26 protein-coding genes and 1 other annotated feature are annotated in these 26,608 nt (G+C 53.9%); of the genes, 16 read left to right on the top strand and 10 right to left on the bottom strand.

Annotation, left to right across the window (positions count from 1 at the left end):
• Window positions 1-7: 7 nt before the first annotated feature.
• The 4 genes from trpCF to trpL form a co-directional block, all read right to left on the bottom strand.
• On the bottom strand, window positions 8-1,366 hold the full coding sequence (gene trpCF / locus FOY93_RS12600; RefSeq protein WP_143345214.1) for a bifunctional indole-3-glycerol-phosphate synthase TrpC/phosphoribosylanthranilate isomerase TrpF: 1,359 nt from the start codon (window positions 1,364-1,366) through the stop codon (window positions 8-10).
• Window positions 1,367-1,369: 3 nt separating this feature from the next.
• A complete protein-coding gene (trpD, locus tag FOY93_RS12595; protein ID WP_111965943.1) occupies window positions 1,370-2,965 on the bottom strand; it encodes a bifunctional anthranilate synthase glutamate amidotransferase component TrpG/anthranilate phosphoribosyltransferase TrpD in 1,596 nt (531 codons plus the stop codon).
• Complete coding sequence (locus FOY93_RS12590) at window positions 2,965-4,527, bottom strand: anthranilate synthase component 1 (RefSeq protein WP_143345213.1); 1,563 nt, start codon at window positions 4,525-4,527, stop codon at window positions 2,965-2,967. Before FOY93_RS12590 ends, trpD begins: the two co-directional genes overlap by 1 nt.
• A gap of 23 nt (window positions 4,528-4,550) precedes the next feature.
• Window positions 4,551-4,645: a sequence feature (Trp leader region), on the bottom strand.
• Complete coding sequence (trpL, locus tag FOY93_RS24060; RefSeq protein WP_106993556.1) at window positions 4,622-4,666, bottom strand: trp operon leader peptide; 45 nt, start codon at window positions 4,664-4,666, stop codon at window positions 4,622-4,624. It overlaps the preceding feature by 24 nt.
• Window positions 4,667-4,805: 139 nt before the next feature.
• Between trpL and rnm the strand changes: the two genes are divergently transcribed.
• The 3 genes from rnm to FOY93_RS12570 all read left to right on the top strand — a co-directional run bounded on the left by rnm (window position 4,806) and on the right by FOY93_RS12570 (window position 8,105).
• On the top strand, window positions 4,806-5,687 hold the full coding sequence (gene rnm / locus FOY93_RS12580; protein WP_143345212.1) for an RNase RNM: 882 nt from the start codon (window positions 4,806-4,808) through the stop codon (window positions 5,685-5,687).
• Window positions 5,684-6,304 carry an L-threonylcarbamoyladenylate synthase gene (locus tag FOY93_RS12575; protein WP_143345211.1) on the top strand — a complete coding sequence of 207 codons (621 nt, stop codon included), beginning with the start codon at window positions 5,684-5,686 and terminating at the stop codon, window positions 6,302-6,304. The genes rnm and FOY93_RS12575 overlap by 4 nt, the downstream gene beginning before the upstream one ends.
• A 160-nt stretch (window positions 6,305-6,464) precedes the next feature.
• Entirely contained in the window at window positions 6,465-8,105 is a 1,641-nt protein-coding gene (locus FOY93_RS12570) for a tyrosine-type recombinase/integrase (RefSeq protein WP_232057345.1), read from the top strand.
• A 306-nt stretch (window positions 8,106-8,411) separates the two neighbouring features.
• Here the strand turns inward: FOY93_RS12570 and FOY93_RS12560 are convergent, their stop codons facing one another.
• Together FOY93_RS12560 and FOY93_RS12555 are read right to left on the bottom strand one after the other, a co-directional pair.
• Window positions 8,412-9,545, bottom strand: a complete 1,134-nt coding sequence (locus FOY93_RS12560; protein WP_133294578.1) for a PAAR domain-containing protein — start codon at window positions 9,543-9,545, stop codon at window positions 8,412-8,414.
• Complete coding sequence (locus tag FOY93_RS12555; protein WP_133294577.1) at window positions 9,545-10,018, bottom strand: PAAR domain-containing protein; 474 nt, start codon at window positions 10,016-10,018, stop codon at window positions 9,545-9,547. The genes FOY93_RS12560 and FOY93_RS12555 overlap by 1 nt, the downstream gene beginning before the upstream one ends.
• Window positions 10,019-10,390: 372 nt before the next feature.
• Here FOY93_RS12555 and rluB point away from each other — a divergent pair, with 372 nt between their 5' ends.
• Window positions 10,391-11,266: a 23S rRNA pseudouridine(2605) synthase RluB gene (gene rluB, locus FOY93_RS12550; protein ID WP_008502809.1), complete on the top strand. Its 876-nt coding sequence runs from the start codon at window positions 10,391-10,393 to the stop codon at window positions 11,264-11,266.
• A 35-nt stretch (window positions 11,267-11,301) separates the two neighbouring features.
• Here the strand turns inward: rluB and cobO are convergent, their stop codons facing one another.
• Both cobO and FOY93_RS12540 read right to left on the bottom strand, forming a co-directional pair.
• A complete protein-coding gene (gene cobO / locus FOY93_RS12545) occupies window positions 11,302-11,892 on the bottom strand; it encodes a cob(I)yrinic acid a,c-diamide adenosyltransferase (RefSeq protein ID WP_045908891.1) in 591 nt (196 codons plus the stop codon).
• A complete protein-coding gene (locus FOY93_RS12540) occupies window positions 11,889-12,650 on the bottom strand; it encodes a YciK family oxidoreductase (protein WP_136194978.1) in 762 nt (253 codons plus the stop codon). The genes cobO and FOY93_RS12540 overlap by 4 nt, the downstream gene beginning before the upstream one ends.
• Before the next feature lie 251 nt (window positions 12,651-12,901).
• Between FOY93_RS12540 and sohB the strand changes: the two genes are divergently transcribed.
• Window positions 12,902-13,948 (top strand): protease SohB, encoded by a 1,047-nt coding sequence (gene sohB, locus FOY93_RS12535; RefSeq protein WP_133294574.1) that lies wholly within the window; start codon window positions 12,902-12,904, stop codon window positions 13,946-13,948.
• 34 nt (window positions 13,949-13,982) lie between these two features.
• Here the strand turns inward: sohB and FOY93_RS12530 are convergent, their stop codons facing one another.
• The gene (locus FOY93_RS12530; RefSeq protein ID WP_003856804.1) at window positions 13,983-14,234 is read right to left on the bottom strand and encodes a YciN family protein; all 252 of its coding nucleotides are present in this window, start codon (window positions 14,232-14,234) and stop codon (window positions 13,983-13,985) included.
• A 399-nt stretch (window positions 14,235-14,633) separates the two neighbouring features.
• Between FOY93_RS12530 and topA the strand changes: the two genes are divergently transcribed.
• The 6 genes from topA (at window position 14,634) to acnA (ending at window position 22,119) form a co-directional block, all read left to right on the top strand.
• The gene (gene topA / locus FOY93_RS12525) at window positions 14,634-17,231 is read left to right on the top strand and encodes a type I DNA topoisomerase (protein ID WP_143345209.1); all 2,598 of its coding nucleotides are present in this window, start codon (window positions 14,634-14,636) and stop codon (window positions 17,229-17,231) included.
• A 187-nt stretch (window positions 17,232-17,418) separates the two neighbouring features.
• Window positions 17,419-18,393 carry an HTH-type transcriptional regulator CysB gene (gene cysB / locus FOY93_RS12520; protein WP_143345208.1) on the top strand — a complete coding sequence of 325 codons (975 nt, stop codon included), beginning with the start codon at window positions 17,419-17,421 and terminating at the stop codon, window positions 18,391-18,393.
• 338 nt (window positions 18,394-18,731) lie between these two features.
• Entirely contained in the window at window positions 18,732-18,872 is a 141-nt protein-coding gene (locus FOY93_RS12515; RefSeq protein ID WP_213327741.1) for a YmiA family putative membrane protein, read from the top strand.
• A 2-nt stretch (window positions 18,873-18,874) separates the two neighbouring features.
• The gene (locus tag FOY93_RS23535) at window positions 18,875-19,045 is read left to right on the top strand and encodes a hypothetical protein (protein ID WP_032656727.1); all 171 of its coding nucleotides are present in this window, start codon (window positions 18,875-18,877) and stop codon (window positions 19,043-19,045) included.
• A gap of 138 nt (window positions 19,046-19,183) precedes the next feature.
• Window positions 19,184-19,282, top strand: a complete 99-nt coding sequence (gene ymiC / locus FOY93_RS23725; protein ID WP_032623144.1) for a small membrane protein YmiC — start codon at window positions 19,184-19,186, stop codon at window positions 19,280-19,282.
• Between the two features lie 161 nt (window positions 19,283-19,443).
• Window positions 19,444-22,119, top strand: a complete 2,676-nt coding sequence (gene acnA / locus FOY93_RS12510) for an aconitate hydratase AcnA (RefSeq protein ID WP_143345207.1) — start codon at window positions 19,444-19,446, stop codon at window positions 22,117-22,119.
• Between the two features lie 37 nt (window positions 22,120-22,156).
• Here the strand turns inward: acnA and ribA are convergent, their stop codons facing one another.
• On the bottom strand, window positions 22,157-22,747 hold the full coding sequence (gene ribA, locus FOY93_RS12505; protein ID WP_008501210.1) for a GTP cyclohydrolase II: 591 nt from the start codon (window positions 22,745-22,747) through the stop codon (window positions 22,157-22,159).
• Window positions 22,748-22,944: 197 nt separating this feature from the next.
• Here ribA and pgpB point away from each other — a divergent pair, with 197 nt between their 5' ends.
• From pgpB to yciH, 5 genes are all read left to right on the top strand, one after another.
• Entirely contained in the window at window positions 22,945-23,712 is a 768-nt protein-coding gene (pgpB, locus tag FOY93_RS12500; protein ID WP_133294571.1) for a phosphatidylglycerophosphatase B, read from the top strand.
• A gap of 148 nt (window positions 23,713-23,860) precedes the next feature.
• Complete coding sequence (locus FOY93_RS12495) at window positions 23,861-24,169, top strand: LapA family protein (RefSeq protein ID WP_023312067.1); 309 nt, start codon at window positions 23,861-23,863, stop codon at window positions 24,167-24,169.
• A 6-nt stretch (window positions 24,170-24,175) separates the two neighbouring features.
• Window positions 24,176-25,345, top strand: a complete 1,170-nt coding sequence (gene lapB, locus FOY93_RS12490) for a lipopolysaccharide assembly protein LapB (RefSeq protein WP_115875429.1) — start codon at window positions 24,176-24,178, stop codon at window positions 25,343-25,345.
• A 185-nt stretch (window positions 25,346-25,530) separates the two neighbouring features.
• Window positions 25,531-26,268 carry an orotidine-5'-phosphate decarboxylase gene (pyrF, locus tag FOY93_RS12485; RefSeq protein ID WP_143345726.1) on the top strand — a complete coding sequence of 246 codons (738 nt, stop codon included), beginning with the start codon at window positions 25,531-25,533 and terminating at the stop codon, window positions 26,266-26,268.
• Entirely contained in the window at window positions 26,268-26,594 is a 327-nt protein-coding gene (gene yciH, locus FOY93_RS12480) for a stress response translation initiation inhibitor YciH (protein WP_115875427.1), read from the top strand. The genes pyrF and yciH overlap by 1 nt, the downstream gene beginning before the upstream one ends.
• The last annotated feature ends 14 nt before the right edge of the window (window positions 26,595-26,608 follow it).

Genomic DNA, 26,608 nt, shown 5'->3' with positions numbered 1-26,608 from the left:
CTCTTCCTTAATATGCACGCAGAGTTTTAAAAACCGAGGCCAGCTTGCTGGCATCTTTGATACCCGGTTGGGACTCTACGCCTGAATTGAAATCGAGGCCTGCGCAGCCGGTTTTCGCGGCTTCTACGCAGTTGTCCGGGCTTAATCCGCCCGCCAGCAGGACGTTGTCCAGCTTTTCGCCGTTCAACAGAGACCAGTCAAAACGCTGGCCGCTTCCGCCCTGGCCGTTATCGAGAACGTATTTATCCACGTGGTTCAGGTTACGCGGGGGCAACGTATCGCTAACGCTTTGCGCTTTCCAGATTTGCACCTGCGGCGCCAGCGTGTCGCGCAGGGCATCGACATAGGCCTGATCTTCATCGCCGTGCAGCTGCACCGCGCTCAGGGATAACGCGTCGGCTTTTTCAACCACCTCGGCGATATCCGCATTGCGGAACACGCCAACATAGCTGAGCGGTGCCGCGGCGATGATCTTACGCGCCTGCTCTTCGCTAACCGCGCGAGGAGAGGAATCCACAAAAATCAGCCCGCCATAAATCGCTCCGGCTTCATACGCGGCCTGGGCGTCCTGTTCGCGAGTTAAGCCGCAGACTTTGTTTTCACCCAGCAGCACGCGACGCACTGCCGCATTGAGATCGTCATGTTCCATCATGGCGGAGCCAATCAGGAAACCGTTGGCGAAGTGGCTCAGCTCGCGCACCTGGGCGTAGCTGTTAATGCCGGATTCGCTGATCACCGTGACGCCAGCGCCCAGACGCGGCGCCAGCTGGCGCGTGCGGTTCAGGTCAATAGACAGGTCACGCAGATCGCGGTTGTTAATGCCGACCACTTTGGCTTCCAGCGCAATCGCGCGCTCCAGCTCCTCTTCGTTGCTCACTTCGGTCAGCACGCCCATTTTCAGGCTGTGCGCGACGGCAGAGAGCTGGCGGTACTGCTCGTCGTCAAGCACCGAGAGCATCAGCAGGCAGGCGTCAGCCTGGTAAAAGCGCGCCAGCCAAATCTGATAAGGGTCGATAATAAAGTCTTTGCACAGGATCGGCTGCGGCGCGATGCCGCTGACGATCGGCAGAAAATCGAAGCTGCCCTGAAAATATTTCTCATCCGTCAGCACGGAGATGGCTGAGGCATGATGCTTATAAATACCGGCAATGCGCGCCGGGTCGAAATCGTCACGGATAACGCCTTTGGACGGGGACGCTTTTTTGCACTCAAGAATAAACGCGGTGCGCGCACCCTGCAGGGCGTCATAGAAACGACGGCTGCTAGGGACGACATCGTTCTGAAAACTGGCAAGCGGCTGCTGTTGCTTGCGGGCTTCCACCCAGATGGCCTTATCGGCAACGATTTTCGCTAAAACGGTCTGCATTCTTTACCCTCTTGCCGCAAGTGCGGTAACGCGATCGTAAGCTGCACCGGAGCGCAGTACATCCAGAACTTTTTGAACGTTGGCCTTCAGGTCTTCCTCACCGTGCAAACGCATCAGCATGGCGACGTTGGCGGCAACGGCGGCCTCATGAGCGACCTCTCCCTTACCTTGTAATAAGCGCGTCAGAATGTCACGGTTTTCTTCCGGGGTACCACCTGCCAGCGCTTCCTGGTGATACGGAGTTAAACCAAAGTCATCGGCTTCGAGCTGGTAGCTCAGGATTTCACCGTCGCGCAGTTCGGCCACCAGCGTCGGCGCATGCAGTGACACTTCGTCCATTCCGCCGCTGTGCACCACGGCGGCACGCTGGTAACCCAGCACGCGCAGCGTCTCGGCAATCGGCAGGACCAGCTCCGGGCTGTAGACACCGATCAGCGCCAGCGGCGGGTGCGCCGGGTTGATCAGCGGGCCGAGCACGTTAAACAGCGTGCGGGTTTTAAGCTGCTGACGAACCGGCATCGCGTGGCGGAAACCGGTGTGATACTTCGGCGCAAACAGGAAGCAGACGCCCAGGTCATCCAGCGCTTCACGGGAACGTTCGGCGTTCATATCGAGATTAATGCCGAATGCGGCGAGCAGATCGGAAGAACCTGACCGGCTGGACACGCTGCGGTTACCGTGCTTCGCGACCTTTAAACCACACGCTGCCGCTACGAAGGCGCTGGCGGTTGAAATATTGATACTGTTGCTGCCATCACCGCCGGTACCGACGATATCGGCAAACTGATAGTCCGGGCGCGGGAACGGGGCGGCATTTTCCAGCAGGGCCGTAGCGGCACCGGCGATCTCCTGCGGGCTTTCGCCGCGGACCTTCATGCTCACCAGCGCGGCCGCCAGCTGCTCAGGCTTCAGCTCGCCGCGAACCACGGCGGAGAAGAGCTGGTGGCTCTCCTGCTGGCTCAGGGTCTGCGCCTGGTACAGTTTTTCCAGAATCGGCTGCAGGGTGTTGGTCTGCTCCAGCTTCTGTAACGCCCAGTCGAGCGTCTGTTCCAGCAGGCGAGCACCGTGAGAGGTCAGGATGGATTCCGGATGGAACTGCATCCCGCAGACGCGATCCGCGTCGTGACGCACCGCCATCACCATCCCTTCAAACGAGGCGTTGATCGTCAGCCCGGCGGGAATGTTGCTGCCGACCAGCGAGTGGTAGCGCGCGACCGGGAGCGGATTCGGCAGCCCGGCAAACATTGCCTGGCCGTCATGTTCAATGCTGGACGCTTTACCGTGCAGGATCTCTCCCGCCTGGCCAACGTAGCCGCCGTAGGCTTCAACAATCGCCTGATGGCCGAGGCAGATGCCGATAATCGGCAGCTTGCCGCGCATACGGGTCAGCAGCTCCGGCATACAGCCCGCTTCGCTCGGTGCGCCAGGCCCAGGAGAGAGCATCAGCACCGGGTTTTGCATGGTTGCCAGACGGTCAATCAAGGTCTGGGCCGGCACGTGGTTGCGATAGATAACGACGTTATGGCCATTCGCACGCAGCTGATCTGCCAGGTTGTAGGTAAAGGAATCGATATTATCGAGCAGCAGAATGTCAGCCATTAGAAAATCTCCTGTGCATGGTGTGCGGTAGCAATGGCGCGAAGGACCGCTCGGGCTTTACTGCGCGTTTCGTCAGCTTCAGACTGCGGAACGGAATCAAGAACAATCCCGGCTCCCGCCTGGACGGTGGCAATGCCTTCTTCTACATAGGCGGAGCGGATCACGATGCAGGTATCGAGGTCGCCGTGGGCGGTGAAGTAACCCACCGCGCCGCCGTAGCTGCCGCGACGACGCCCTTCGGCGGCGGCAATCAGCTGCATGGCGCGCACTTTCGGCGCGCCGCTCAGGGTGCCCATATTCATGCAGGCGCGGTAGGCGTGCAGGACGTCGAGGTCCTGACGCAGTTCACCGACCACGCGGGAAACCAGGTGCATTACGAACGAATAACGGTCAACTTTAGTCAGATCCGCCACGTAGCGGCTGCCCGGGGTGCAAATGCGTGCCAGGTCGTTACGCGCCAGGTCAACCAGCATAAGATGCTCGGAGAGCTCTTTGTGGTCGGTGCGCATTTCCAGCTCGATGCGGCTGTCGAGATCGCGATCCAGCGAGCCATCGGCGCGTCGTCCGCGCGGACGGGTTCCGGCGATCGGGTAAATTTCAATCTGGCGGCTGGTGGCGTCGTACTTCAGCGAGCTTTCCGGCGAGGCGCCGAACAGCGTGAATTCGTTGTCCTGCATAAAGAACATGTACGGGCTCGGGTTGCTCTTTTTCAGCACGTCGTAGGCTGCCAGCGGAGACGGGCAGGGCAGCGAGAAGCGGCGGGACGGTACAACCTGGAAAATTTCCCCGGCGCGAATCGCTTTTTGCATCTGGCGAACCACGGCGCCGTACTGATCGTCGGTCTGGTTCACATCGCAGGTCATTTTTTCCACTCGCTGCACCGGAAGCGCAGGCGGCGCTTCCGTCATCTGCTGCTGAAGCTGCGCGATGCGATGCTCAAGACGGTTTTTCTCAGCGGTCGAAGGCGTGAACAGGCTGGCCTGAATGCGGGTGTATTGTTTCTGATGGTCGATCACCAGCAGGGTTTCGGCCAGATAGAAACAATAGTCCGGGCAGCGATTGCCCTGCTCGGTTTCCGGTAAATCTTCAAAGCCAGCGACCAGATCGTAGGCAAACAGCCCGCCAAAGAACATCGCTTCACGCTCATCGTGTGGAACGGTGACCAGGTTCTGCAGCAGGCGGAAGGCATCAAAGACGGAAAGGGAGCACAGGCGCGCGTCTTCATCCAGCAGCTGGCTAACCGGCGGGAAATGCAGAATGCGCATTTCTGGATGACGTTCGTTTTCAATGCCTGACGGCAGGGCGGCATCCAGCAGCGGCAGCAGCGATGCGCCATTGTCTGACAAAGCCTTAATTGTGACAGTGTCACCTAGAGCGGTAATGCGCAACGCGCTGTCGACCAGCAGCAGGCTCTTGAGATCGTCCTTGCTGTCGATGTCCGCAGATTCCAGCAGCAGCGTTGCCGGGCGTGCCCCGCACACCTGATGAAACAGCGCGGTCGGGTTGTGGCGGTAGGCCGCCTCGCAGGTCAGCAGTTCGAGATGAGGTTTGGCTGTTTGCATTATATTGTTCTCATTTTCTGTTCAAAAAAAAGCCCGCTTGGAAGCGGGCTGGGTATCTGTTTGCATTTCGCAGACGCGTGACACTGCCCGAAGATCAGGAAGTACGCCACCAACCGTGCAGAGTGAAATGCGCTGTCATTTTCAGATACCTTTCTCGTGTGAACTTGCGTACTAGTTAACTAGTTCGATGGCGTGTTGTCAACCCTTGATTTCAGAATTTCGATATAAGTCGGTATCATGGCGTTTTCGGATGTCTCCAACCTGTTATGGGAAGTGCTTTGAGCGATACCACCTACGCTATTATTTATGATTTACACAGCCATACTCAGGCCTCTGATGGCCTGTTGACACCCGAAGCCCTGGTTCATCGTGCCGTTGAAATGCGCGTCGGTACGCTGGCGATAACCGATCACGATACGACGGATGCAATACCGGCGGCGCGCGCCGAGATCGCCCGCAGCGGGCTGGCGCTCAATCTGGTGTCCGGCGTCGAAATTTCGACCGTCTGGGAAAACCATGAGATTCATATCGTTGGCCTGAACATCGATATAGACCATCCGGCACTTACTGCCTTTTTGCAAGAACAAAAAACGCGCCGCAACCAGCGCGCAGAGATGATCGGCGAGCGTCTGGAAAAGGCACATATTCCGGGCGCGCTGGAAGGTGCCCAAAAGCTGGCGAACGGCGGGGCGGTCACGCGCGGTCATTTCGCCCGTTTTCTCGTAGAGGCGGGTAAAGCGACGACCATGGCGGACGTCTTTAAAAAGTATCTGGCGCGAGGGAAAACCGGATACGTTCCGCCACAGTGGTGTACAATAAAACAAGCTATTGATGTGATTCATCATTCTGGCGGTAAGGCCGTGCTGGCCCATCCGGGACGGTATAATCTTTCTGCTAAATGGCTGAAAAGGCTGCTTGCGCACTTTGCCGAACGCGGTGGCGAGGCGATGGAAGTCGCCCAGTGCCAGCAGGCCCCCAACGAGCGCGCGCAGCTCGCGACCTATGCCCGCCAGTTCGGCCTGCTTGGCTCACAGGGTTCTGATTTCCACCAGCCCTGCGCCTGGATCGAACTGGGGCGCAAGCTCTGGCTGCCCGCTGGCGTTGAGCCGGTCTGGCAGCTCTGGGAACAGCCGCAGCAAATTGAAGAGAGGGAAGTATGAGTCAGTTTTTCTATATCCATCCGGATAACCCGCAGCCACGTTTGATTAACCAGGCGGTGGAGATCGTCCGCAAAGGCGGCGTGATTGTCTACCCGACCGATTCAGGATACGCGCTGGGCTGCAAAATTGAAGACAAAGGGGCAATGGAGCGTATTTGCCGTATTCGCCAGCTGCCGGACGGCCATAACTTTACCCTGATGTGCCGCGATCTTTCTGAGCTGTCGACCTATGCTTACGTCGATAACGTGGCGTTTCGCCTGATCAAGAACAATACGCCGGGCAACTACACCTTCATCCTGAAAGGGACGAAAGAGGTGCCGCGCCGCCTGCTGCAGGAAAAGCGTAAGACTATCGGTATGCGCGTGCCGTCGAACCCGATAGCGCAGGCGCTGCTGGAAACCCTCGGCGAACCGATGCTGTCTACCTCGCTGATGCTGCCCGGCAGCGAGTTTACCGAGTCCGATCCGGAAGAGATCAAAGATCGTCTGGAAAAGGTGGTCGAGCTAATTATTCACGGCGGCTATCTCGGCCAGCAGCCGACCACCGTGATCGACTTAACCGAAGATGCGCCGGAAGTGATTCGAGAAGGCGTGGGTGACGTAAAGCCTTTCTTGTAATGGTATAAGCAGATATACTACGCGGCCATCAAAGCAGGGCTCGGCCCTCTTTTGACCTGATTCGACGCCTGTGAAGGCGCTAAATTTCCATGTTAAATCAAAGCGTTGGCGTTAACCTTATGATATGTAAAACAAAAGGGTCAACGCAATGAGGAACAGAGTGTACAACAGACATCCTCGATTCACGACGAAGCGCGGTAACGTCTACTACATCAACTTTCGACTTCCCGACGGAACATTTTTCCGTCGTAGCCTCGGCACAGATTCATTGCAAGCGGTCGAGGTTACAATGTCACGTCTAAGTGCTTACATCCCCTTTGTTCAAAATTGTTCGCTGTCCGTCGAACAGTTCAAAATGCACATTGACGGTTTCAGAGAGGCCACTCAGCGCGATTTCGATACTTATCTGTTGGATTGGTTGCGGATGGGCGTTGATGAGGCTAAACGAATGCCTGAACTTGGACGGCTCCAGCGCCAGATTGATTCTGATGCTGCGATCTCTCCGACTACCAGTGTGACTGAGGCGAAAGGCCGCGCGGATGTTCATCTGAATAGGGTGTACAGCGGCGATGATTCAACAGCGCGAATGCTACTTGCCACTTTGTTTAAGAAGAAGGTTTCCTTTGACCAAAGTGATGTAGAACAGGCTTACGAGGTGGCGGGGCAGATTGATTTACATCAGGCTATGCTCCAGCAAGCCTACGATGCTTTCTATTCTGGTGATCTTGTTCGATATCGCACTTTGGTCGATGAGATGCAATCTAAGCTAACAGAAGCCGAACGGTTGAAGAATCCAGTAACTAAACAGGTTGTAGTGCCAACTGTTGAGCCTGAAAGTAACGCTACGCCTCTGCTCTCTGTTGCATGGAAAATGTTTACCACTGAGAAAGGAAAGGGCTGGGCGGCGACTGTCGCCAACGAAAACCAGCGTTTCTATGATGTGTTGATGCATGTTATCGGTGATCTTCCTGTCGGAGCGATCACGAAGCAGCACCTACGGCAAACTATTACCGTTATTGAAAATCTTCCTCGTCGAAATAGAAAGCCTTACTGCGAAATGACGCTTATAGAGTGCATTGATTTTGATGTGCCGGAAGAGGATTTGATGAGCAGCGCCAACGTCAAAAAGCATCTCAAGATTTACTCCTCATTCTTCAAAGACTTCCTGAAAGATGAAAAGGACAATTTAGAGAAAGCCCCGACAGAAGGTATCAAATACGAGGTAACGGAAAACAAGGGCGGCTCTTACTCTAAACCTGAGATGCAGCGCCTTGTAAAGCATCTGAACACTTGCGCCGATTGGCGACGTGATTATTTTCTGACTCTGATATATACCGGAGCACGCCGGGGCGAAATCGCTGCTATCCGCAAAGAGCACATTCGAAAAGATGAGGAAACGCGGCGCAGGTATATTTTCATTGACGGCGGCAAAACTGATCAGGCTGTACGGCAGATACCACTAAACGCAGTCTTAGAAAAGTTACTTTTAGCGCGTATTAAATCGCTCAAATCTTCCGATCCTGTTTTCGGTGATTTGCCGACCTATGAACAGATCGGGCTTGAATGGAACAGCATTATGGCTCATTGCAACATACAAAAGTTTAATGAGTTTGGACAGAAGAGGGTGATCCATGCTCTTCGTCACACTTTCATTTCAGAGGCAATGACAAAAGTCTTGCCCGTAATGGTGCAGTTCTGCGTCGGACACTCCAGAACTCAATCGTTAGGTATCACCGCAAGGTACACGCATAGGCCACCGTTGAGAGACTTACTTCAGGTGGTTGATTGCATAAGTTGGTAAAACTACCTCACCAACGGGAAATAAGGCTGGTGGAGTCCAGCCTTTGGCGGTCATCTCACCTTTTTGAAGATAAGTAGGATCAGAGGTACACTGATCACGAAACCATAAATTGCTGCATCAAAAACACCGCTTGTAGCTTGACCAAGTGAATCAACCGCTTGGTAATACTCTTTCAATGGAACAGGATTTGAGACAAGAGTCTGATTTTCAGAGAAAACCGCGAATGCTTGCGAGGCTACAAACAGTCCGAGGAAGTAACCTACGCTGACAATGCAAATCCCTCCCCATCGGAGAATGGTTTTAGTCCTATTCGTCAACGTCATAAGATCCACCTAATACACCGCCAAAAGTACCGCTGGAATACTGTGATAATGAATCGCCTGTAGCCGCTGCTTCGGCTGCAATGTGCTGAACTTTACCCTTTGGCGACTCTTGGTATCGCGGCAAATTATCCTTGTTGGGATACATTTTTTTAAACTCGCCTGTCATTTCAACAACTGTCATTGATGAGAAGTCAGAACTTTTTGACTCAAGATAACGTTGCAATGAGACAGGGATTGTGAAATCTTCTTCGGATTCTATAGGAATCTGCGTCGTAGTAGATGTGTAGTTGTGCTCGAATACCCTTGAACCAGCAAACTTAATCCCTTCGACAGAGTGAGTGGTACAGTTGTTTCCTGTTACATCGTACTCATCAATTGTGCGGCCTCTGCGTTGGGTTGTTTCTTTCATTTCCGATGTGCGAATCGCTGGTTCACCCTTATTCCAAAGATCTTCAAAGAACTGCCTTGTTTTCGTCGGATCAGCATCATCTATTCGAAACGCTCTTGCGCCCATCCGGTACAACTCTGCTCTATAGTAAACCCTCGCATCTTCACCTTGCAGAAAGTTTAAAATTCCATCACCAGTTAAATTCCCTGGGCCCGTTCTGCCGTAGCGACCATAGGTATAGAGATAAATCGAATTGTCTTGATGTACGGAAACGAACGCATGTCCTGCGTCCGTGGTTTCAGTCCAGAGGTAAACGCCGTTCAATAGCGGGTTATTTTCTGGCTTGCAGGTGTCAGCAAAGTTATCAGTTTTAGGATCTGCAATAGGTCCCGGAAGCACAGGCATCGCGACGAGATGAGATAGATCGATGTGCGTTACTGTTGGTTCTCCACCAAGCTCATAATCATCATCCCAGTTTGATGGAACAAATTTCGATTTGCATGGGCAGGAGCTAAAGCTGTGTAGCGTTCCGGCTATCCTTTTACCATGTATGTCGTCTTCAAGCCCGCCGCAAATACGGTAATATCCAGGATGTTTGCCGCAGGTCACTTTATGACCTTCGCAAGCCATGTCTTTATCGAAAAACTGATGATCGGTACATCCTTCAAGGATTTTTCCGCCGCAAACAGTCTTATCACCTCTAAACAGAAAGTAACCTTTGACTCCCATTAGTGCTTACTCTCTGGCATGGTCAGGAATCCTTCCGGGAGTGTGTCACCTTCACGGAATACCAGCCTGCTTCTGGATTGTGGTGTTGAGATTATTTCGTCGCCATTATCAAGCATACTGCCAACGAGTGCAGCGGATGCGCCCTGCATGATTCGGGCCTTGCCAGCACCGGAAATAATAGTGGCCTCGCTGCCATCAGCATATACAACCTTGTCACCAACCCGAGCAACTTGTAGCCCTCCTGTAGTCGCACTGCCTGAAGCGTGGCGAATGACCCCGCCGCGACGGGTCAGACTTCCAACGACTGCAAACCGGAAAATGTGAGCTAACGGGCGGCTTAAATACTGTTCATTTATTTCTTCAAGTTCTTTCCGGGTTTTGTCGTCGCAAAGTGACAAAAGCTCCTCGTCATAGGGTGGCTGTGAAGAGGATTCCCGGAGTTCAGGCATGATCTCGTTGGTGTATTGCTGCATAAGTCCCTCTACTTGTTATGGAAACAATCATCGTGGTCATTTTACAAACAATAACCACATGCGCAACAAGTATTAGACTTAAGTGAAACTGAAATTCGTTACAAGCAGTAAAGAGGGAGTTGATCCTCCTCGAATGTCCTGGTGTATTTGCACTGTTCGGACGGTCTGATCGTGACGGTTACGCCCCTTTTTTTGTTTAAAACTTAATCATAGGCAAAGTTTTAAGTGGTGAACACGCTGTACAACAAAGTAGGTTACAACGTGGTGAACATCGCGTATAATGGCATTCAGTAAAATATGCTAACGCATTGATTTATATAGATTTGTTAGTGCCTGTTCGACGCCTGTGAAGGCGACACCTGAGGAAGCTCAATGAGCGAGAAGTTACAGAAAGTGCTGGCGCGTGCCGGCCACGGTTCACGCCGTGAAATCGAAGCCATTATTGAAGCGGGCCGCGTGAGTGTGGACGGTAAAATCGCCACGCTGGGTGACCGCGTAGAAATCGTACCGGGGCTGAAGATCCGTATCGACGGTCATCTTATCTCCGTGAAAGAGTCCGCTGAGCAGATCTGCCGCGTGCTGGCTTATTATAAGCCGGAAGGCGAGCTGTGTACCCGCAATGACCCGGAAGGTCGCCCGACGGTGTTTGACCGTCTGCCTAAACTGCGTGGCGCTCGCTGGATTGCCGTTGGTCGTCTGGACGTGAATACCTGCGGTCTGCTGCTGTTTACCACCGATGGTGAACTGGCAAACCGTCTGATGCACCCAAGCCGTGAAGTGGAACGTGAATACGCCGTGCGTGTGTTCGGCCAGGTTGACGAGAATAAACTGCGCGACCTGTCGCGTGGCGTTCAGCTGGAAGACGGTCCTGCGGCGTTCAAAACCATCAAATTTACCGGTGGGGAAGGCATCAACCAGTGGTACAACGTGACCCTGACCGAAGGCCGCAACCGCGAGGTGCGTCGTCTCTGGGAAGCGGTAGGCGTGCAGGTTAGCCGCCTGATCCGTGTCCGTTACGGCGACATCCTGCTGCCAAAAGGCCTGCCGCGTGGGGGATATACCGAACTGGATCTGACCCAGACCAACTACCTGCGCGAGCTGGTCGGCCTGACGCCGGAAACCACCTCTAAAGTGGCGGTGGAAAAAGATCGTCGCCGCATGAAGGCGAACCAGATTCGCCGTGCGGTGAAGCGTCACAGCCAGGTGAGCAGCAACCGCCGCTCTGGCAGCCGTAATAACAACGGTTAATGTAAAAGCCCGGTGAAGACACCGGGCTTTTTTCTTTAGTAATCAATCCCAATTTGCGCTTTGATGCCCGCATCAAACGCATGTTTAACCGGACGCAGCTCGCTGACGGTATCTGCCAGCTCCAGAATATCCCGATGACACCCGCGGCCCGTGATGATGACCGTCTGATGGGCGGGACGGTCTTTCAGTGCATTAAGCACGTCTTCCAGCGGCAAATAGTCGTAGGCGACCATATAGGTGATCTCATCCAGCAGAACCATATTGAGTGAAGGATCGGCCAGCATTCTTTTAGCGTGCTCCCAGACGGCCAGACAGGCGGCGGTGTCGGTTTCACGATTCTGGGTGTCCCACGTAAATCCGGTCGCCATCACCTGAAACTCAACCCCGTGGGGCTCAAGCAGATTACGCTCGCCGTTAGGCCACTCACCTTTAATAAACTGGATAACGCCGACCTTCTGCCCGTGGCCGACGGCGCGGGTAGCGGTGCCAAACGCGGCGGTGGTTTTGCCTTTGCCATTGCCGGTAAAGACGATGACTATCCCTCGCTCGTCCTGTGCTGCCGCGACGCGCGCATCGACCTGTTCTTTCAGACGCTGCTGGCGCTGCTGATGACGTTCTTCACTCATTGCGAAATTCCTGGTTTACGGCCCGGCTGGGCGTCGAAGGTCATCCCGGTTTTGCGGCGGCTGTCGTCGCCCATCAGCCAGAGATAGAGCGGCATAATGTCTGCCGGGGTTTTCAGCTTCTGCGGATCTTCGCTCGGGAACGCGCTGGCGCGCATTTTGGTGCGCGTACCGCCCGGGTTAATGCAGTTTACGCGCAGATGGCGACTTTGATACTCCTCCGCCAGTACCTGCATCATGCCTTCGGTCGCGAATTTGGATACGGCATAGGCTCCCCAGTTTGCACGTCCTTCACGACCAACGCTGGAAGAGGTAAAGACCAGAGACCCTGACTCGGATTTGAGTAATAAAGGAAGCAATGCCTGCGTAAGGAAAAACGTGCCGTTGACGTTGACCTGCATCACCTGCTGCCAGATATCAGGATCCTGTTCATCCATCGGACGCACTTCACCTAACAAGCCGGCGTTATGAAGTACGCCGTCGAGTCTCGGATAGTGAGCGCTAATGCGCAGGGCTAATTCCTGGCACACTGCGGGCGTGCAGGTCAGTAAATCGAGGGTATACCACGGGGCTGGCGTACCAGATACCGACTCAATCTCCTGAGCGACGCTTTTCAGTTTTTCTTCGTTGCGCCCAATCAGAATGACGTTCGCGCCATATTCGGCATATGTCAGGGCCGCCTCGCGACCAATCCCGTCGCTGGCACCGGTGACAAGAATAATCCGGTTTTGCAGCAGATTTTTTTGCGGTTGATAATGCACGGTGACTCCTCAGGCGACCGGTAACGCAATGGCGCCTTTATGATGACTTTTCGGCTTTATGCCCGAATTCGCCTGATAATTCAATCAGTCTACAGGACGCATTACAGTAAAATTAACAATTTGCAAATATTTAAAGACCAGCCCGGGGATTCCTGAAGGCGGCTCGCAGAGGTAATGTCACGAGCGAGACGCATGGGCAGGGCTGTTGTACACTGCCGTGAAAGATTCGTGGTTAAATCAAGGTGGGACGCGTGGAATTACTTTCTCAATATGGGTTGTTTTTGGCCAAAATCGCGACGGTGGTGGTTGCCATTGCGGTAGTTGCCGTTCTGATTGTCAACCTGACGCAGCGCAAGCGTCAGCGTGGGGAGTTACGCATCACCCGCCTGAGCGAGCAGTATAAAGAGATGCAGGATGATATGTCTCTGGCGCTGCTTGATAGTCATCAACAGAAACTCTGGCTGAAAGCGCAGAAGAAAAAGCATAAACAGGAAGCTAAAGCGGCAAAAGCAAAAGCAAAACTCAATGCGCCGCAGGATAAGGCCACGCCACGGGTCTATGTGCTCGATTTTAAAGGCAGTATGGATGCGCATGAGGTTTCTTCTCTGCGGGAGGAGGTAACTGCCGTTCTGGCCGTGGCGACACCGCAGGATCAGGTTGTCGTGCGCCTTGAAAGCCCGGGCGGGGTGGTTCACGGTTACGGGCTGGCCGCCTCACAGCTGCAGCGCCTGCGTGAAAAACAGATCCCGCTGACCGTGGCCGTGGATAAAGTGGCAGCGAGCGGTGGCTACATGATGGCCTGCGTGGCGGACAAAATTGTTGCCGCGCCGTTCTCCATTATCGGCTCGATCGGCGTGGTCGCACAGATCCCGAACTTTAACCGCTTCCTGAAAAACAAAGAGATTGATATCGAACTTCACACGGCGGGTCAGTACAAACGCACCCTGACGCTGCTGGGGGAAAACACGGAGGAAGGGCGTCAAAAATTCCGTGAGGATCTCAACGAAACGCATCATCTCTTTAAAGATTTTGTACACCGTATGCGCCCGACGCTGGACATTGAGCAGGTTGCGACGGGCGAGCACTGGTATGGCGTCCAGGCGCAGGAGAAAGGGCTGGTAGATGAAGTCGGAACCAGCGACGATCTGCTGCTCAACCTGATGGAAGGCCGGGAACTGGTGGGGGTACGCTTTACCCAGCGCAAGCGACTCCTTGACCGCTTTACCAACAGTGCGGCAGAAAGCGCGGACCGCCTGCTGCTGCGCTGGCTACAGCGCGGACAAAAACCCCTGTTGTAAACAAAAACGCGAGGCACATGCCTCGCGTTTTGCATTAATCGACCAGGTGATATTTCTCTGAAAGCGTATGCGCCAGATATTTAAACATGTTAAACACGGCGGTGCTTTTCGGGGTCGGCAACCCCTGTTCGTCAAGGAAGTATTCGCCGCTGAAAACCAGCACCCCATTACGCTGTTCTACGCCGGTGGCTTCAATACCCGCCAGCGTATCTTCATGGTCACGGATAAGCTTGTTTGCTTCGATAAGCAGAGAGGCTCGGTCAATAGGTTGGGTCGTATTCTGCATAATCCACTCCTTAAACAGTGACAATAGTCTACGCCGGGGGCGCTTTGGGGGCAAATTTTCCCTGTAATGTGAGGGGATAAGCTGCAGGGGCCTGGCTGGCGGGATTTGCTTTTGCATGCTAATAAAGTTGCGTAACGAATTTTATCAGGTAGAGTGTGCGCTTTCGTCATTCTGGCAACAGAATTGCTTGACATTCAACCGGGAATTCGTCACGAATTACACGAGATGTGAGAAAAATACCCGAGAACTCAATCACCTGGGCGTCTTTTCTTTAACGCCCGGTAAGACAAAGGGGTTGATATCTCCTGACGCAGTCGCAATATCATTGGCTCGTCGTCAGCGGAAGGGAAATCAACGTGCGGCGTATTCCTGGAAGAATTAAATTAGGTAAAGGTGAATATGGGTAAAGCTCTCGTCATCGTTGAGTCCCCGGCAAAAGCCAAAACGATCAATAAGTATCTGGGTAATGACTACGTGGTTAAGTCCAGCGTTGGTCATATCCGCGATTTGCCGACCAGTGGCTCAGCCAGCAAAAAGAGCGCAGACTCTACCTCCACCAAAGGGGCTAAAAAGCCTAAAAAGGATGAACGTAGCGCGCTTGTCAACCGCATGGGTGTTAACCCATGGCATAACTGGGATGCACAATATGAAGTGCTTCCAGGGAAAGAAAAAGTCGTTAACGAGCTGAAGCAGCTTGCTGAAAAAGCAGACCACATCTATCTCGCAACCGACCTTGACCGCGAAGGGGAAGCCATTGCGTGGCACCTGCGGGAAGTGATTGGTGGTGATGACAAACGCTACAGCCGTGTAGTGTTTAACGAAATTACGAAGAATGCGATTCGTCAGGCGTTTGAGAAGCCGGGCGAACTGAATATTGACCGTGTAAACGCCCAGCAGGCACGTCGCTTTATGGACCGCGTTGTGGGCTACATGGTTTCTCCACTGCTGTGGAAGAAGATTGCCCGTGGCCTGTCCGCAGGGCGTGTGCAATCCGTCGCCGTGCGTCTGGTCGTTGAGCGTGAGCGCGAGATTAAAGCCTTCGTCCCGGAAGAGTTCTGGGAAGTTGACGCCAATGTGACCACGCCGGGCGGTGACGCTCTGCCGCTGCAGGTAAGCCATCAGAACGATAAGCCTTTCCGTCCAGAAAACCGCGACCAGACCATGGCCGCCGTGGCGCTGCTTGAAAAGGCACGCTATCAGGTGCTGGAACGTGAAGACAAACCGACCAGCAGTAAGCCTGGTGCGCCGTTTATCACCTCCACCCTGCAACAGGCTGCAAGCACGCGTCTGGGTTATGGCGTGAAGAAGACCATGATGATGGCCCAGCGTCTGTATGAAGCGGGCTACATCACCTACATGCGTACCGACTCGACCAACCTGAGCCAGGACGCGGTCAATATGGTGCGTGGCTACATCAGCGACAACTTCGGTAAGAAATACCTGCCGGAGAGCGCTAACCAGTTTGCCAGCAAAGAGAACTCTCAGGAAGCGCACGAAGCGATTCGTCCTTCTGATGTCTCTGTCCTGGCTGAATCGCTGAAGGATATGGAAGCCGACGCGCAGAAGCTGTATCAGCTGATCTGGCGCCAGTTCGTGGCGTGCCAGATGACGCCAGCGCAGTACGACTCCACCACGCTGACCGTAGGCGCGGGTGAGTTCCGTCTTAAAGCTCGCGGTCGTATCCTGCGTTTTGACGGCTGGACGAAAGTGATGCCTGCGCTGCGTAAAGGCGATGAAGACCGAACGCTGCCGGCAGTGAACAAAGGGGATGCACTCTCGCTGGTTGACCTCGTGCCTGCCCAGCACTTCACCAAGCCGCCTGCGCGCTTCAGTGAAGCGTCCCTGGTGAAAGAGCTGGAAAAACGCGGTATTGGTCGTCCTTCGACCTACGCGTCCATCATTTCGACGATTCAGGACCGTGGCTACGTGCGCGTTGAAAACCGCCGTTTCTATGCGGAAAAAATGGGTGAGATCGTCACCGACCGTCTGGAAGCTAACTTCCGCGAGTTGATGAACTACGATTTCACCGCGCAAATGGAAGACAGCCTCGACCAGGTTGCCAGCCATCAGGCGGAATGGAAAAAGGTACTCGACAGCTTCTTCAGCGACTTTACCGACCAGCTTGAAAAAGCGGAGAAAGATCCTGAAGAGGGCGGCATGCTGCCTAACCAGATGGTTCTGACCAGCATCGACTGCCCAACCTGCGGCCGCAAGATGGGGATCCGCACCGCAACCACGGGCGTCTTCCTTGGCTGCTCCGGCTACGCGCTGTCGCCAAAAGAGCGCTGCAAAACCACCATCAACCTGGTGCCTGAGAACGAAGTGCTCAACGTGCTGGAAGGTGACGATGCAGAAACCAACGCGCTGCGCGCCAAGCGTCGCTGTCAGAAATGCGGCACGGCGATGGACAGCTACCTGATCGATCCTAAGCGTAAACTGCACGTCTGCGGTAATAACCCGACCTGCGACGGATATGAGATCGAAGAAGGTGAGTTCCGCATTAAGGGCTATGATGGCCCGATCGTTGAGTGCGAGAAGTGCGGTTCTGAAATGCACCTGAAAATGGGGCGCTTCGGTAAGTACATGGCGTGTACCAACGACGAGTGTAAAAACACGCGCAAAATTCTGCGTAACGGTGAAGTGGCTCCGCCGAAGGAAGATCCGGTTCCGCTGCCAGAGCTGCCTTGTGAGAAATCCGACGCGTACTTCGTGCTGCGCGACGGCGCTGCGGGTGTCTTCCTCGCCGCCAACACCTTCCCGAAATCGCGTGAAACGCGCGCGCCGCTGGTGGAAGAGCTGCATCGCTTCCGCGATCGTCTGCCTGAGAAACTGCGCTATCTGGCCGATGCGCCACAGCAGGATCCGGAAGGCAACAAAACCGTGGTGCGGTTTAGCCGTAAAACCAAGCAGCAGTATGTTGCGGCAGAGAAAGAGGGTAAAGCGACCGGATGGTCAGCCTTCTTTGTCGATGGCAAATGGGTTGAAGGCAAGAAATAATCTTCCCTAACCGTAACTTACCTGTGAAAGGGCCGGATTTCCGGCCCTTTTTTATTGCCTTGTTATTATTTTTTGTTCCGTACTATACAGTCAGGCTATAAATGATATAGTGGTTATAGTTAACCTGTTTCTTATTATTAAATCGTCTTAAGCGATTGACCGCATGCGCTAAATCGGATGGTCTGGCATGAAATTACAGCAGCTTCGTTATATCGTTGAGGTGGTGAATCATAACCTTAACGTCTCTTCTACCGCCGAGGGGTTGTATACCTCGCAACCGGGCATCAGCAAACAAGTTCGTATGCTGGAGGATGAACTAGGTATCCAGATATTTGCCCGCAGCGGTAAGCATCTTACCCAGGTGACGCCTGCGGGGCAGGAAATCATCCGCATTGCGCGGGAAGTTCTCTCTAAAGTCGATGCGATCAAGTCTGTGGCGGGGGAGCATACCTGGCCGGATAAAGGCTCGCTGTATATTGCCACGACGCATACTCAGGCGCGCTATGCGTTACCCGGCGTCATCAAAGGCTTTATAGAGCGTTATCCTCGCGTCTCTTTGCATATGCACCAGGGGTCGCCAACACAAATCGCTGAAGCCGTTTCCAAGGGGAATGCAGACTTTGCCATCGCCACCGAAGCGCTTCACCTCTATGACGATCTGGTGATGCTCCCGTGCTACCACTGGAACCGTTCTATCGTGGTGACCCCCGATCACCCACTGGCAGGTAAAGGGTCGGTCACTATCGAAGAGCTGGCCCAATATCCCCTGGTGACGTATACGTTTGGCTTTACCGGACGCTCCGAGCTTGATACGGCCTTTAACCGGGCAGGGTTAACGCCGCGCATTGTCTTTACCGCGACGGATGCCGACGTGATTAAGACCTATGTGCGGCTTGGTCTGGGGGTGGGTGTTATTGCCAGCATGGCGGTGGACCCGGTGTCAGACCCTGACCTGGTGCGTCTTGATGCGCACGATGTTTTCAGTCATAGCACCACTAAGATTGGCTTCCGTCGTAGCACCTTCCTGCGCAGCTATATGTATGATTTTATTCAGCGCTTTGCCCCTCATTTAACGCGTGACGTTGTTGATACCGCCGTTGCATTACGCACAAATGAAGATATTGAAGAGATGTTTAAAGACATCAAACTCCCCGAAAAATAATCACACCCGGTATCTTTCCCTAAGGGAAAGATACCGAAATAACGCCTCAAAGCTAAATTAGAATTATCATCATCTGCGTATCCCCTGTCATATAATGTCATTATCCATTTAATCAGTAAGGTTATAATGTCGCGAATTGACGACAAAAGTAGAAACTAATTAACGCCTTCGCAAATTTTTCTTTTCAATTATTTATTTCTGGTCAAAAGAATGAATATTTCATACCTTCCGGTGCGTAAATTCACTGGCTTTTCGGCTAAAGTTTCTTTAGGATTTATCTCAACAGATGATTAATTGTACCAATTGTTTGGTCCTAAATGATAAGCGATGTCGATTGTATGAGGTTAGCAATGCCTTCAGGAAGTGAAGAACCGCAAAGGGATCCTGCGCTCAAGCGTAAAGCCTGGCTGGCGGTCTTTCTCGTCTCTACCCTGTTTTGGGTGGTGGTTGCTCTCCTGGCCTGGAAATATTGGGGTTGAATATGGCAGTGACGGTACGTACAGAAACGGTAAAACAGATGTGTCAGCATCGTGACAACGGCCACAGAGGGCGTAAAGCACCTGCGACTGTTGTACCCGCGTCCTGGAAACTGACGCCGCAGCAGCAGGCGTTTATTGATGTGTTCGCAGAAGACGAACCCAAAAAACAATAATTTAGTTTATTGCGTAATGATGCAAATAGTCTGAATATCGACTCTGCACTTTTGTACTCTTTAATAAATACACATCAGCAATATAGCACTGAGGACAAACCTCGGAACTTTTTATAAATAATGCCTGGTGTCCCTATGATGAATAACATGACGTCTCACAAATACTGGTCATGGATCGGCGTTTTTACCGTGTCGATTCTGTTCTGGAGTCAGCTCATCTGGTTGGCCCTCCACTAAATTGTAAAACCTCGCTACGGCGGGGTTTTTTGTTTTCCCGTTCGGGACCAATCCTAAATTTATCAATTTGGGTTGTTATCAAAACGTTACGACATCTTTGTGTTATCTTTAATTACGGCCCTGATGATTGTCGGGGCATCTCTGTGATTAAGGAGGAGCTTATGTCGTTAACCCTACGCGAAGCCAGTAAGGACACATTACAGGCAGAAAATAAAACCTGGCATTACTACAGCCTGCCGCTGGCTGCCAGAACGCTTGGGGACATTTCGCGTTTACCCAAGTCATTGAAAGTTTTACTGGAAAATCTTTTGCGCTGGCAGGACGGTGACTCTGTCACCCTCGATGATATCAAGGCGCTGGCAGGGTGGCTTGAAAATGCCCATGCCGACAGAGAAATCGCCTATCGCCCGGCCAGGGTGCTGATGCAGGACTTTACCGGTGTCCCTGCCGTCGTTGATTTAGCCGCGATGCGCGAGGCCGTTAAGCGTCTCGGCGGAGATACGGCAAAAGTGAATCCGCTTTCACCTGTTGACCTTGTCATTGACCACTCCGTAACCGTTGACCGCTTTGGCGATGATGACGCCTTTGGCGAGAACGTGCGTCTCGAGATGGAACGTAACCACGAGCGGTATGTATTCCTGAAGTGGGGACAGCAGGCGTTCAGCCGGTTCAGCGTGGTCCCGCCGGGTACCGGGATTTGTCACCAGGTTAACCTTGAATATCTGGGGAAAGCCGTCTGGAGTGAGTTGCAGGATAAAGAGTGGGTCGCCTATCCGGACACGCTGGTGGGCACGGACTCCCATACCACTATGATTAACGGTCTGGGCGTGTTGGGCTGGGGCGTCGGCGGTATCGAAGCAGAAGCGGCCATGCTCGGCCAGCCGGTGTCCATGCTTATTCCTGATGTGGTGGGCTTCAAGCTCACCGGCAAGCTGTCTGAAGGCATTACCGCCACCGATCTGGTGCTCACCGTCACTCAGATGCTGCGTAAGCATGGTGTGGTGGGCAAGTTTGTAGAATTCTACGGTGATGGTCTGGATTCGCTGCCGCTGGCCGACCGTGCCACCATTGCCAATATGGCGCCGGAATACGGTGCAACCTGTGGCTTTTTCCCCATTGATGATGTCACGCTGGAATACATGCGCCTTAGCGGGCGCAGCGAAGAGCAGGTCGCGCTGGTGGAGGCCTATACCAAAGCGCAGGGCATGTGGCGAAACCCGGGTGATGAACCGGTCTTCACCAGTACGCTAGAACTCGATATGGGAAGCGTCGAGGCGAGCCTCGCCGGGCCGAAACGTCCGCAGGATCGGGTTGCGCTGAGTGACGTGCCAAAAGCCTTTGCCGCCAGCAATGCGCTGGAGGTGAACGTGGCGCAGAAAGACCATCGCCCCGTAGACTATGTTCTGAACGGACATCAGTATCAGCTCCCGGATGGCGCGGTAGTTATTGCAGCCATTACCTCTTGCACCAACACTTCGAACCCAAGCGTGTTAATGGCGGCTGGTTTGTTGGCTAAAAAGGCGGTAGAGCTTGGGCTAAAACCTCAGCCATGGGTCAAGGCCTCGCTGGCACCGGGTTCCAAAGTGGTATCGGATTACCTGGCGCAGGCCAAACTGACGCCGTACCTTGACGAACTGGGCTTTAACCTCGTGGGCTACGGCTGTACGACCTGTATTGGTAACTCCGGCCCGCTGCCTGAACCCATTGAAACGGCGATCAAGCAGGGTGACCTGACGGTAGGCGCGGTCCTGTCCGGTAACCGAAACTTTGAAGGGCGTATTCACCCGCTGGTGAAAACCAACTGGCTCGCCTCGCCGCCGCTGGTTGTGGCATATGCCCTGGCAGGGAACATGAATATCAACCTGGCGACCGATCCGATTGGTCACGATCGCAAGAATGACCCTGTCTACCTGAAAGATATTTGGCCATCATCGCGTGAAATCGCGCTGGCCGTTGAGAAGGTTTCTACCGAGATGTTCCGTAAAGAATACGCGGAAGTCTTTGAAGGCACGCCGGAATGGAAAGCCATCAACATTGCAGGTTCGGATACCTATGGCTGGCAGGATGACTCGACCTATATTCGTCTGTCGCCATTCTTTGATGAGATGCTGGCCGAGCCGGCACCGCTTAAGGATATCCACGGCGCGCGCATCCTGGCGATGCTGGGAGATTCCGTGACGACGGACCATATCTCTCCTGCGGGGAGTATCAAAGCCGATAGCCCGGCGGGCCATTACCTGCAGAGCCGGGGCGTCGAGCGTCGCGATTTTAACTCCTACGGATCGCGTCGCGGCAACCATGAGGTGATGATGCGCGGGACCTTTGCCAACATCCGCATTCGTAACGAAATGGTACCAGGCGTGGAAGGGGGCATGACCCGTCATCTGCCGGGGACGGAAGTCGTGTCGATTTATGATGCGGCGGTCAAATATCAGCAGGAAGGTACGCCGCTGGCGGTGATCGCCGGGAAAGAGTACGGTTCCGGCTCCAGCCGCGACTGGGCGGCGAAAGGTCCGCGTCTGCTTGGCGTTCGCGTGGTCATCGCCGAATCGTTCGAACGTATTCACCGTTCGAATCTGATCGGTATGGGGATCCTGCCGCTTGAGTTCCCGCAGGGCGTGACGCGTAAAACGCTGGGCCTGACCGGGGAAGAGCTGATTGAGATTAGCGGTCTGCAAAGCCTGCAGCCGGGTAAAACGGTGCCGGTGAAGTTAACCCGTGCAGACGGGAAAACCGAGGTGCTGGATTGCCGGTGCCGTATAGATACGGCAACCGAGCTGACCTATTACCAGAACGACGGCATTTTACATTATGTGATTCGTAAGATGCTGGATTGATGATACGAGCCCGGCACGCGTGCCGGGCTTTTTAGCATCACTCTTTCAGCAGATGGCCCATTTTGGCGGCTTTGGTATCAAGGTAGTGGGCGTTTTTCGGGTTACGGCCGACAATCAGCGGTACACGCTCGACGATGTTGATCCCCGCTTCGGTCAGGATCTCCACTTTTTTCGGGTTATTGGTCAGCAGGCGAACTTCGTCCACGCCCAGCAGCTTGAACATATCGGCGCACAAGGTGAAGTCGCGTTCGTCAGCGGCAAAGCCGAGCTGATGGTTTGCTTCAACCGTATCGTAGCCCTGATCCTGAAGCGCGTAGGCGCGAATTTTATTTAGCAGGCCTATATTACGACCTTCCTGACGGTGATAAAGCAGCACGCCGCGGCCTTCTTCTGCAATATGAGACAGGGCGGCTTCCAGCTGGAAACCACAATCACAGCGCAGGCTGAACAGCGCGTCGCCGGTGAGACACTCTGAATGGACGCGGGACAGAACCGGCGTCTGCCCTGAAATGTCGCCATACACCAGCGCGACATGATCCTGTCCGGTTGCCAGTTCTTCAAAACCCACCATCAGGAAATCGCCCCAGGGGGTTGGCAGTTTGGCTTCTGCCACACGTTTAAGCTGCATGTGATTCTCCAGAGTAGGCTGACACGTTTCGTGCGTTTGCCCTGTTTTGCTTTCTGTATCAGTTCATTTTGCCACAAGCTCAGCAGGTTCGCCTAATGGGCACCATGCTATATGAACGTTAAACGCACGATCCGACATATCCACCCAAAGGATTAATTTCAGTTATGATTGTGACGCTTAGCGAAAAAGGAGAAGACATGCTTTCAATCGCCAGACGTACGGCAGCAGGTGCGGCCATTTTACTGATTATGCCTCTGACCGTATGGCTTTCAGGCTGGATGTGGCAGCCCGGGCATAATGCCATGTGGCTGAAAACCTTATACTGGATAACGGAAACGGTCACCCAGCCGTGGGGAATAATTACCCACGTACTCCTGTGCGCCTGGTTTCTGTGGTGCCTGCGCTTTCGCCTGCGCGCGGCACTGATGCTCTTTGCTATCCTCGGTGGCGCTATCATTGTCGGTCAGGGGGTGAAGTCCTGGGTGAAAGATCGCGTTCAGGAGCCGCGTCCTTTTGTCGTCTGGCTGGAAAAAACCCATCATGTTCCGGTGGATGAGTTCTACAATTTAAAGCGTAAAGATCGTGGCGCGCTGGTAAAAGAACAGCTTGCGGAACAGCAGGATATCCCGAAATTCTTGCGTAAACACTGGCAGAAAGAGACGGGGTTCGCGTTTCCTTCGGGTCACACCATGTTTGCGGCCAGCTGGGCGTTGCTGGGGGTTGGGCTGCTTTGGCCTAGGCGTCGAACGATTACGATCGCGATTTTACTGGTCTGGGCGACGGGGGTTATGGGAAGCCGCTTGCTGCTGGGGATGCACTGGCCGCGCGACCTGGTCGTCGCCACGCTCATCTCATGGTTGCTGATCGTGCTGGCGACCTGGCTCACTGAACGATTCTGCGGCCCGCTAACGCCACCGCCAGAAGAGAAAGCAGAAATAGCCGAAAGGGACCAAACCGACGCCTGACGGTTGATATTCCGTATTTTGCCCATAGATCCATGACCTGCGCGTCACTTTTTCCGTTTCGCGCTCGTCGCTAAAATGGTAGTTTATAAGGCTGATTGCGGTGAATTGAACACACTTTATTCGCTTGAACCACATAACGGGAAGTAATGTGAAATATTTACTCATTTTCTTACTGGTATTGGCGATTTTTGTCATTTCAGTCACGTTGGGTGCACAAAACGATCAGCAGGTGACGTTTAACTATCTGCTGGCTCAGGGTGAGTATCGCGTCTCGAGCCTGCTGGCGGTCTTATTTGCTGCCGGCTTTGCCATTGGCTGGCTGGTTTGCGGTCTGTTCTGGCTGAAAGTCCGTGTTTCGCTTGCGCGCGCTGAACGTAAAATTAAGCGACTTGAAAATAACATTGCCCCTGCGTCTGACATCCCGGAAAGCTCTGGCGTGCCGGTCGTGAAGGAATAATCGACTATGCTGGAGTTGTTGTTTCTGCTTTTGCCTGTAGCCGCAGCCTATGGCTGGTATATGGGCCGCAGAAGTGCGCAACAAACAAAACAGGATGAGGCCAATCGGCTCTCCCGCGACTACGTTGCGGGGGTAAACTTCCTCCTGAGCAATCAGCAGGACAAAGCGGTAGACCTGTTCCTCGATATGCTGAAAGAGGATACCGGGACGGTTGAAGCGCATCTCACCCTTGGAAACCTGTTCCGCTCGCGCGGCGAGGTTGACCGCGCCATTCGTATTCACCAGACGCTGATGGAAAGCGCCTCTCTGACCTACGATCAACGTCTACTTGCAGTGCAACAGCTGGGGCGGGATTACATGGCCGCGGGGTTGTACGATCGTGCTGAAGATATGTTCTCCCAGCTGGTGGATGAAACAGAGTTCCGCATCGGAGCGCTGCAGCAGCTCCTGCAGATTTATCAGGCCACCAGCGACTGGCAGAAAGCCATTGATACGGCTGAACGTCTGGTGAAGCTGGGGAAAGATAAGCAGCGCGTTGAGATAGCCCATTTCTACTGTGAGCTTGCGCTTCAGCAGATGGGCAATGACGACATGGACAAAGCCATGGCGTTACTGAAGAAAGGTGCCGCCGCGGACCGCAACAGCGCGCGAATCTCCATCATGATGGGGCGCGTCTTTATGGCGAATGGCGACTACGCCAAAGCCGTTGAAAGCCTGCTGCGGGTGATCGACCAGGACAAAGAGCTGGTCAGTGAAACGCTGGAAATGCTGCAAACCTGCTATCAGCAGCTGGATAAGCAGGAAGAGTGGGTAGCATTCCTGCGTCGCTGCGTGGAAGAGAACACCGGCGCCACCGCTGAACTGATGCTCTCAGACGTCGTTGAGAAGTATGAGGGAAGCGACACCGCGCAGGTTTACATTACGCGTCAGCTGCAGCGTCATCCGACCATGCGGGTCTTCCATAAGCTGATGGATTACCACCTTAACGACGCGGAAGAAGGGCGCGCCAAAGAGAGCCTGATGGTGCTGCGCGACATGGTTGGCGAGCAGGTGCGCAGCAAGCCACGCTATCGTTGTCAGAAGTGTGGTTTTACCGCGTATACGCTCTACTGGCACTGTCCTTCCTGCCGCGCCTGGTCCACTATCAAGCCAATCCGTGGCCTGGACGGGCAGTAATTTTTTAAAAGCCTTTATTTTAGTTACAACATACTGGTGGCTTTTAACGCTTTCTCAACACCGTGCGGTTTGCTGGCCTGTCAGGGAAATAAATGGATTCTGTCAATTTGCGACGACGGCAGGTAGAATGCTGGCCGTTTATCTGTTCCGCGCCGCTGCGCGCCCATAGACGAAAAGGGCTGGTCATGACGTCTGTTACATCCTCCACTTCCCGAGTAATTACGGATTCTCCTGTTGTTGTTGCGCTTGATTACAATAAGCGTGACGCTGCACTGGCGTTTGTCGACGGCATTGACCCTCGCGACTGCCGTCTGAAAGTTGGCAAAGAGATGTTCACGCTGTTTGGACCGCAAATCGTTCGCGATCTGCAGCAGCGCGGCTTTGACGTTTTCCTCGATCTGAAATTCCATGATATCCCGAATACCACGGCGCACGCCGTTGCCGCAGCCGCAGAGTTGGGCGTATGGATGGTTAATGTCCACGCGTCGGGTGGGGCAAGAATGATGACCGCTGCCCGTGAGGCGCTCCTGCCGTTCGGTAAAGATGCACCGTTGCTGATTGCGGTCACCGTGCTGACCAGTATGGACGAAAATGACTTACGCGACCTGGGTGTGACGTTGTCACCCGCGGAGCATGCCGAACGTCTCGCGCGTCAGACTCAGCATTGCGGCCTGGATGGCGTCGTCTGCTCCGCGCAGGAAGCGGTACGTTTCAAATCAGCGCTGGGCAAGGATTTTAAACTCGTCACGCCGGGTATCCGTCCTGCAGGCAGCGACGTGGGCGATCAGCGCCGCATTATGACGCCTGAGCAGGCGCTGGCTGCAGGCGTTGACTACATGGTCATTGGGCGTCCGGTGACGCAGTCTGCAAACCCGGCTGAGACGCTTAAGGCTATTAACGCATCGCTGAAGAAGGGGGCGTAATGACCGATTCCAACAGCCGCCTGGTCTATTCAACCGATAGCGGGCGTATTGACGAACCGAAAGCGAAAGTGGAACGTCCAAAGGGGGACGGCATTGTTCGGATCCAGCGCCAGACCAGTGGACGAAAAGGAAAAGGGGTTTGTCTTATCTCCGGCATTGACCTTGATGATGCTGAACTGACAGCGCTGGCAGCCGAACTGAAAAAGAAATGTGGCTGCGGCGGTGCCGTGAAAGACGGCATTATTGAAATCCAGGGTGATAAACGTGATTTAATTAAATCTCTGCTGGAAGCCAAAGGTATGAAAGTCAAACTGGCAGGCGGCTAAAATAAATGAGCCAC

The organism is Enterobacter sp. 18A13 (assembly GCF_007035975.1).
Taxonomy (GTDB): domain Bacteria; phylum Pseudomonadota; class Gammaproteobacteria; order Enterobacterales; family Enterobacteriaceae; genus Enterobacter; species Enterobacter vonholyi.
Note: the sequence above shows the minus strand (reverse complement) of the source record. Positions and strands in the feature narration are given on the sequence as shown.

Bases quoted from the DNA above. Each gene is read 5' to 3' on its own strand.
- yciH (WP_115875427.1), top strand. From the start codon at position 26,268: ATGACCGATTCCAACAGCCGCCTGGTCTATTCAACCGATAGCGGGCGT.
- FOY93_RS12515 (WP_213327741.1), top strand. From the start codon at position 18,732: ATGAGGTTAGCAATGCCTTCAGGAAGTGAAGAACCGCAAAGGGATCCT.
- acnA (WP_143345207.1), top strand. From the start codon at position 19,444: ATGTCGTTAACCCTACGCGAAGCCAGTAAGGACACATTACAGGCAGAA.
- FOY93_RS23535 (WP_032656727.1), top strand. From the start codon at position 18,875: ATGGCAGTGACGGTACGTACAGAAACGGTAAAACAGATGTGTCAGCAT.
- topA (WP_143345209.1), top strand. From the start codon at position 14,634: ATGGGTAAAGCTCTCGTCATCGTTGAGTCCCCGGCAAAAGCCAAAACG.
- pgpB (WP_133294571.1), top strand. From the start codon at position 22,945: ATGCTTTCAATCGCCAGACGTACGGCAGCAGGTGCGGCCATTTTACTG.
- trpCF (WP_143345214.1), bottom strand. From the start codon at position 1,366: ATGCAGACCGTTTTAGCGAAAATCGTTGCCGATAAGGCCATCTGGGTG.
- FOY93_RS12530 (WP_003856804.1), bottom strand. From the start codon at position 14,234: ATGCAGAATACGACCCAACCTATTGACCGAGCCTCTCTGCTTATCGAA.
- ribA (WP_008501210.1), bottom strand. From the start codon at position 22,747: ATGCAGCTTAAACGTGTGGCAGAAGCCAAACTGCCAACCCCCTGGGGC.
- lapB (WP_115875429.1), top strand. From the start codon at position 24,176: ATGCTGGAGTTGTTGTTTCTGCTTTTGCCTGTAGCCGCAGCCTATGGC.
- FOY93_RS12575 (WP_143345211.1), top strand. From the start codon at position 5,684: ATGAGTCAGTTTTTCTATATCCATCCGGATAACCCGCAGCCACGTTTG.
- cysB (WP_143345208.1), top strand. From the start codon at position 17,419: ATGAAATTACAGCAGCTTCGTTATATCGTTGAGGTGGTGAATCATAAC.
- FOY93_RS12555 (WP_133294577.1), bottom strand. From the start codon at position 10,018: ATGCAGCAATACACCAACGAGATCATGCCTGAACTCCGGGAATCCTCT.
- trpD (WP_111965943.1), bottom strand. From the start codon at position 2,965: ATGGCTGACATTCTGCTGCTCGATAATATCGATTCCTTTACCTACAAC.
- FOY93_RS12560 (WP_133294578.1), bottom strand. From the start codon at position 9,545: ATGGGAGTCAAAGGTTACTTTCTGTTTAGAGGTGATAAGACTGTTTGC.
- pyrF (WP_143345726.1), top strand. From the start codon at position 25,531: ATGACGTCTGTTACATCCTCCACTTCCCGAGTAATTACGGATTCTCCT.
- FOY93_RS12590 (WP_143345213.1), bottom strand. From the start codon at position 4,527: ATGCAAACAGCCAAACCTCATCTCGAACTGCTGACCTGCGAGGCGGCC.
- ymiC (WP_032623144.1), top strand. From the start codon at position 19,184: ATGAATAACATGACGTCTCACAAATACTGGTCATGGATCGGCGTTTTT.
- rluB (WP_008502809.1), top strand. From the start codon at position 10,391: ATGAGCGAGAAGTTACAGAAAGTGCTGGCGCGTGCCGGCCACGGTTCA.
- cobO (WP_045908891.1), bottom strand. From the start codon at position 11,892: ATGAGTGAAGAACGTCATCAGCAGCGCCAGCAGCGTCTGAAAGAACAG.